This window comes from Bacillus sp. P4_D3 (assembly GCF_056401855.1).
In genome coordinates this window covers 1-7,226 of record NZ_JBFUIN010000148.1, presented here as the reverse complement: position 1 = coordinate 7,226, position 7,226 = coordinate 1, and the positions used below count along the sequence as shown (strand labels likewise).

The 7,226-nt window shown below is 35.2% G+C and carries 7 protein-coding genes and 1 pseudogene; all 8 read right to left on the bottom strand.

All coding sequences use genetic code 11. The annotated features are described in order from the left end of the window. A partial coding sequence (locus tag AC1DTM_RS15135) for a glycosyltransferase (protein ID WP_477000432.1) occupies positions 1-778 on the bottom strand: 778 nt, incomplete at its 3' end. Then, positions 765-863, bottom strand: a pseudogene (locus tag AC1DTM_RS15130) (hypothetical protein); the annotation flags it as partial. The pseudogene AC1DTM_RS15130 and the gene AC1DTM_RS15135, both read right to left, overlap by 14 nt. Before the next feature lie 36 nt (positions 864-899). Continuing rightward, positions 900-2,726: a polysaccharide biosynthesis protein gene (locus tag AC1DTM_RS15125; RefSeq protein WP_477000431.1), complete on the bottom strand. Its 1,827-nt coding sequence runs from the start codon at positions 2,724-2,726 to the stop codon at positions 900-902. 315 nt (positions 2,727-3,041) lie between these two features. After that, entirely contained in the window at positions 3,042-3,704 is a 663-nt protein-coding gene (locus AC1DTM_RS15120; protein WP_016105893.1) for a CpsD/CapB family tyrosine-protein kinase, read from the bottom strand. After that, on the bottom strand, positions 3,653-4,393 hold the full coding sequence (locus AC1DTM_RS15115) for a YveK family protein (protein ID WP_477000430.1): 741 nt from the start codon (positions 4,391-4,393) through the stop codon (positions 3,653-3,655). Before AC1DTM_RS15115 ends, AC1DTM_RS15120 begins: the two co-directional genes overlap by 52 nt. 268 nt (positions 4,394-4,661) lie before the next feature. Beyond that, positions 4,662-5,996: a type I glutamate--ammonia ligase gene (gene glnA, locus AC1DTM_RS15110; protein WP_477000429.1), complete on the bottom strand. Its 1,335-nt coding sequence runs from the start codon at positions 5,994-5,996 to the stop codon at positions 4,662-4,664. A gap of 48 nt (positions 5,997-6,044) precedes the next feature. Continuing rightward, complete coding sequence (gene glnR / locus AC1DTM_RS15105) at positions 6,045-6,434, bottom strand: transcriptional repressor GlnR (protein ID WP_002014475.1); 390 nt, start codon at positions 6,432-6,434, stop codon at positions 6,045-6,047. A gap of 176 nt (positions 6,435-6,610) precedes the next feature. Next, positions 6,611-7,226: methionine gamma-lyase family protein (locus AC1DTM_RS15100; RefSeq protein ID WP_477000428.1), on the bottom strand; the 616-nt coding region annotated here is incomplete at its 5' end.

The following is a 7,226-nucleotide window of genomic DNA, read 5'->3' as shown; positions in this document are numbered from 1 at the left end:
CTCCAAGAAGTCTTATATTATTCTGTAAATTCAAACCTCTAATTTTTTTTTCAAGTTCTAAACGTAGCGGCCCGTCTCCGACTAATAGGAGACTAGAATTTGGTTTATATTTAATTAATTGAACAAAAATATCTATAAGAAATGAATGATTTTTTTGATGTGCAAATCTTCCAACATGCCCTACCACAAAAGTATCTTGGTGAAGTTGTAGTTCCTTTCTCACTTGCCTCCTGATTTCGGGAGAAAATACAAATTTATCACATTCTATCCCATTTTTTAAGATTTTAGCTATATTTGCTTCATCTGCAAATAACCATCTTGCAGCGGCATTTGAACATGCTAATAAATGTGTTGCGCACGTTAGTATAGATTTTCCTGCATACCATTTATAAGCCTTTGCCGCAAGTCCCCCTTCACTTCGAGTATTATGGCTATGAGCGATTCGAATCAATATACCCGCTTTCTTAGCCGAACGAAGTACAAATCCACTCATCTTATCCATGTGTGAATGAACAATTTTATATTCTTGATAGGATGAAAAAAACTTATCTAGAGCCTTCATATACCTTGTATGCCCCACATCAGTAATATAAGGAATCCTATGAACTCTTCCTCCTAGCGCTACTATTTCCTCATCAAATATACCTTCTTTACAAGTCAGGAAATCAAATTGAATCTTAGAACGGTCTAAATTCCGATATAAGTTCATAAGTAGAGTTTCAGCTCCACCTCGATTCATATTTACAACTACGTGTAATACCCTTAATGGATAATCCACTTGAATTCCTCCATTTCAAATACGGTAAATGAAAAGCTTTAAAATGATAATCCACAGTTGCACAAAACAGAACTTTTTTAGACACCTTCCCACGCACCCGTCTTATTATAAATTTTTTCCTTTAACCTGATACTGGTATTAAGAGTTTTATAGTTTTACGCTGATTCACTAAATTTAACAATCGCTTTCTTAATTCTAATTCATTTAACGCTGAATATTCGGAAATTAGTTTTTCTATCTCTTCTATACGGACATTCATTTCTTGCCCTACATAAATTCTCGGATGAACTTGCTTCTCATTCATTTCATCTTCTTTTAGTAATTCTTCAAAAAGTTTCTCTCCTGGACGTATACCAGTAAATTCTATTCCTATTTCATCTACAGAATTTCCTGATAATCGAATTAAATTTTTGGCAAGATCGACAATTTTCACTGGTTCTCCCATGTCTAAAACAAAAATCTCTCCACCTTTAGCTAAAGAACCAGCTTGCACTACGAGTCTTGATGCTTCCGGGATTGTCATAAAATACCGAACCATATCAGGATGCGTAACTGTAACTGGTCCACCATTTTGAATTTGCTTCTTAAATAAAGGTATTACACTCCCTCTACTTCCTAGGACATTCCCAAAGCGTACAGTAACAAATTTTGTATGACTCAATTTATCTTTACTTTGAATAACCATCTCCGCCAATTTTTTCGTTGCTCCCATAACACTCGTCGGATTCACTGCTTTATCCGAAGAAATCATGACAAACGTTCCCACTCCATGTGCTCTCGCTGCCTCTGCTATATTCATAGTCCCAATCACATTATTTTTAACAGCCTCTTCAGGATTATTCTCCATTAGTGGTACATGTTTATGTGCAGCTGCATGATATACAACATTCGGAAGATGTTTGCTCATAATTAATTGCATCTTCTTTTCATCTTGTATATCTGCGATTTCAGGAATAAACGTGCCTTTCATATCTCCATATTTTCTGTTTAATTCCATTTCTATAGAATAAATACTGTTCTCCCCATGCCCTAGTAAAATCAACTTTTTTGGCCTGAATTTTGCAATTTGTCTACAAATTTCCGAACCAATCGAACCTCCTGCACCAGTAACTAAAATGACTTTGTCAGTTATATAATCTGAAATAACATCCACATCAAGTTCTACAGGATCGCGCCCTAATAAATCTTCTACTTGAACATCCCTGAATTCATTCACCGAAACTTTACCCGTTACTAAGTCTTCTAACATCGGAAGAATTTGAGTTTTCACTTCTGTTTTTAAACATCTTTTCAAAATAACATTTTGCTCTTTTTTATTTAATGAGGGAATTGCTAAAATAATTATTTCAATATTCAGTTTTTTAACAACGTACTCAATTTGATTCATACCACCAATTACTGGAATACCCCAAATATCAAGGTTATGTTTTTTTACATTATCATCCATAAATGCGACTGGTATTAATTCGACAGCACTATTCTTTAACAACTGTCTTGCAACCATTGTCCCAGCTGAACCAGCACCAACAATTAAAGTTCTTTTTTTGTCACCATTTTTCACATAATAAGTATCTCTATACATTCTCCACATAAAACGCGAACCGCCAATTAATAAAATATGAATCATCCAAGTTACAACTAACAATCGAAAATACATTTTTTGCATGATTAGTTGTTGCACAACCGCTGTAGTGATAATAGAAAATGTAACAACTTTGCATATAATGAGTAGTTCACCTATACTTGCGTATTCCCAAGCTTTTTTGTATAACTTATAAACAAAAGCAAACAAATGATGACTTAATAATAAAGTGATAGAACTAATAACTGATGATAAAGTGATAACACTGAAGCTAGCATTTACAAAGAAATAACTAAAAAAAATTGCACCTAATACAATCAGTGAATCCATTAAAAGCAATAGCGATATCCTCCGTCGATACGTCATATTACTTCCCCCTTTAATCAATTCCTTACATAACTCTTCCCAATTTATTTCAAAAATAAAGTTTGTAGCTATATTCTCTTTACTAAAAACACATAGCTACAAACTTTAATAAAAATGGGCATCTAACCCTCCCTCACATTACGCTCTTGATGACTCGCATCTAAGGTTGTTTTCACACCCCACAGCATAATCGAGTGCCTCCATTGATAGCGGTAAGGAGACATCACCACATCGTAGTCCTTTTTAAAAAAATTCTTTATAAAGAACATCTTTATATACAAATTTTGAATTTTTTCTAAAGTACATTTATATTATTCATACTTTTCCATTCAAAATCGCACCTAACATCCTACTTTTCGTAAAACTTAACGCCCTTTTCGTTTCAAGCGCATCTTCGTTCACAGTATGATTATAACGTATCACCAATAATACACCTTCACATTTATCAGCCAATACACTTGTATCCGTTACCTCTAATACAGGAGAAGAATCAAATAATATGATATCATACCGTTCCATTGCCTTTTGAACTAACATATCCATTGAACTCGAACTAAGCACTTCAGATGGATTAAATGGTACTGGTCCGCTAGTTAATACATCCAGCCTTCCCAGCTCTGTTTTTTTCACTGCCCCCTCTAAAGTTATTTTTCCGTTCAGTATATCAGTTAATCCAATTGTGTTTTCCACTCCAAACATTTCATGAATAATCGGCGTTCGTAAATTTGCATCGACCACCAATACTTTCTCACCTTTTTGTGCCATCGAAGCTGCTAAATTAACTGTAATAGTTGATTTCCCTTCACCATACCTTGGAGAAGTAATAACTATAGTTCTATTTTTATGAATAGACGCGGATAATTGGAGATTTGTTCGAATCGAACGATACTGCTCTGAAATTTTCGATCTTGGAGCGGTATGTACAATTATACTTTCTCCTTTAAATTTATTTGTTTTTCGTCTATTTTTGTAACCCACTCCGTTTCCTCCTTCAATGACAACGTATTCTTTTCACTATATTTGTCTTTCTTATTTTTCTTACTCATTTTAGAAATTCCACCTAAAACCGGGATATCTAATAATTGCTCAATGCGTCTTTCCGTTTTGATTGTCTCATCGAGAGAGTCCAATAAAAAAATAAAACCGATACTTAGCACCATACCTATCAGGAATGCAATTGCAATCGTCTTAGTGTGATTTACATTGATAGGCATTGAATGTTTTTGAACCGGATCTTCTGGTAATATACTCACATTATTAAAATTCAATATATTAGCTACTTCTTTCTTATAAACAGTTGCAGTAGTATTTGCAATTTTATGCGCAAGCAGAGGATCAGTATCTACCACATTAATCCTTATTATTTGGGAACCTTGTACACTTTCTGTACTTATTTGTCCACTTAATGCACCTACGGATCTATTAATATTCAATTCAGCGGCTACTTTTTCTAATATTACAGGCTCATTTACCATTGCTTTCAGTGTATTCATAGTTTCAGCGTTAGCTTGGACAATAAGTCTTGCCGAGGAGGCATATAATGGCGTTTTTACATACATACTATAAATCGCTCCTCCTAATGTTGTAAAAGTTGTAAATAATAGAATTATCCAAATTTTCTTCCGTATAATAGTAAATAGATTTTTCAAATTCATTTCCTTATCCATAACTTTCCTCCTCATTTAAAACCAATGAGCTTCAACTTGAAATTGGCATCTAAAACTTAAGAAAAAATAATATCTTCATTCTTTTAAATATATAAACATTTCTAGTTAATGCCATTTTAGTTCTTTATACAGAACGCGTCAACACAAATTATTTTCACTAAATTACTTCCTGATGACACTAAAAACATTACGACAACATTCGTGTTTTTTCACTGTAGATAAATGACGAAAAAGCCCTAATACCGTAGTATTAGGGCTTTTTTCTCTCTTAGTATAGAGACATATATTGATCGCGTTCCCATTGGTGAACTTGCGTTCTAAAGATATCCCACTCAATCTCTTTCGCTTCGATAAAGTGCTCAAGTAAATGATCTCCTAGCRCACCGCATACTACTTCATTAGATTGTAATGTAACTAATGCTTGCGCTAATGTTGCTGGTAAGTCAACGATACCTGCTTCCTCGCGCTCTTCTTTTGTCATTACATAGATGTTACGGTCTACTGCAGCTGGTGGAGTTAATTTGTTTTTAATTCCATCAAGACCTGCTGCTAGTAAAGTTGCCATTACTAAATATGGGTTTGCAGCTGGGTCAACACTACGTACTTCTACGCGTGTACTAATACCACGAGATGCAGGGATACGTACTAACGGGCTACGGTTTTGTGCAGACCATGCTACGTAACAAGGAGCTTCGTATCCAGGTACTAAACGTTTGTAAGAGTTTACAGTTGGGTTTGCTACCGCTGTAAATGCTGGTGCATGTTTTAAAATACCCGCGATGAAGTGACGAGCATCATCACTTAATTGTAAGTCTCCGTTTTGATCGAAGAATACGTTCTCACCATTTTTAAATAATGATAAGTTACAGTGCATACCTGAACCGTTCACACCGTATAATGGTTTCGGCATAAATGTTGCATGTAAGCCATGTTTACGAGCAATTGTTTTTACAACAAGTTTGAATGTTTGAATGTCATCACATGAGCGAATTGCATTTGCATATTTAAAGTCAATTTCGTGTTGACCTGGTGCAACCTCATGGTGAGACGCTTCAATTTCAAAGCCCATTTCTTCAAGTTCAAGAACGATATCACGACGACAGTTTTCCCCCAGATCCATCGGCGCAAGGTCGAAGTATCCACCGTTATCGTTTAATTCTAATGTTGGATTTCCTTTTTCATCAACTTTAAATAGGAAGAATTCTGGCTCTGGTCCAAGATTGAAATCTGAGAATCCTAATGCTTCCATTTCTTTTAACACACGCTTTAAGTTGTTACGTGGGTCGCCATCAAATGGATCACCAGCTGCAGTGTAAATATCACAGATCAAACGAGCTACTTTACCTTTTTCAGCTGTCCAAGGGAAAATTACCCAAGTATCTAAATCTGGATATAAATACATATCAGATTCTTCAATACGTACGAAACCTTCGATAGAAGATCCATCAAACATCATTTTGTTATCAAGAGCTTTTGTTAATTGGCTCACTGGAATTTCTACGTTTTTAATTACTCCTAAAAGGTCCGTAAATTGTAAACGGATATACTTTACATTCTCTTCTTTCGCCAAACGGAAAATATCTTCTCTTGTGTACCTAGCCATTATAAATTCCTCCTTAGTCCCTCTAAACACCTTAAGAATCAGTTATCTTTAGTGAAAAAACCTTGAAATATCACCTTGTCGCAATGAAGTCCGATTAAATCTACCTGTATGTTGTAGTTCATCTCGAAGAATTTTGCGAAGCTCGGATTTTGAAATTTCTTTCGTTTCTTCTTTTACTTTCACTGCTTCTGTTTGATTTTCTTTCATTTGCAATACTTGTTTAATTCCGGCCATATTTAAGCCTTGATCTAACAAATCTTTAATTTCCAACAATTTATCTACATCGTTAAATGAAAATAATCTACGATTCCCTTTTGTACGGGTTGGAAAAATAAGATTATGCTCTTCATAGTAGCGAATTTGACGTGCAGATAATTGTGTTAAATCCATTACAATACCAATAGGAAACAGCGGAGCAGAACGTCTATCTTCTTTCATCACTTCAGTTCCTCCYTCGCCTTAACTGCTTCTCATTTTATACCACGTTATGTTTAGTGTCAATAGATGTTAGCTTTTCTTACATGGTTTTTTTATAAATTTTTTCATTCTTTTTTCTAATGGCACAAATCATTACTTTCACACGAAAAAAAGCTGTCGAAATCGACAGCTTCCCTTTAAGAAATTGTTAATAGATTTTTTTCAATTAACGCATCAATTGCAGAACAAATCGCAATTTTCACATGAGAATACGTCAATCCACCTTGTACATATGCAACATACGGAGGACGAATCGGACCATCCGCAGATAATTCGATACTTGCACCTTGAATAAATGTCCCAGCAGCCATAATTACATCATCTTCATATCCCGGCATATAGTTTGCATACGGAGTGAAATGAGAATTAATTGGAGATGCATATTGAATCGCTTGACAGAATGCAATCATACGATCTTTATCGTCAAATTGAACAGATTGAATTAAATCCGTTCTTGGTGCATTCCATGCCGGTGATGTATTCATCCCTAATTTCTCTAAAAATGCTGCCGTAAAAATAGCACCTTTCAGCGCTTGACCAGCAACATGCGGAGCCAAGAAGAACCCTTGATACATTTCTTGCAGACTGTATAAAGACGCTCCTGCTTCCGCACCGATTCCTGGAGATGTTAAACGATATGCACACGCTTCAACATACTGTTCTTTACCGACAATGTAACCACCCGTTTTAACAATTCCCCCGCCAGGATTCTTAATAAGAGAACCTGCCATTAAGTCCGCACCAACATGACAT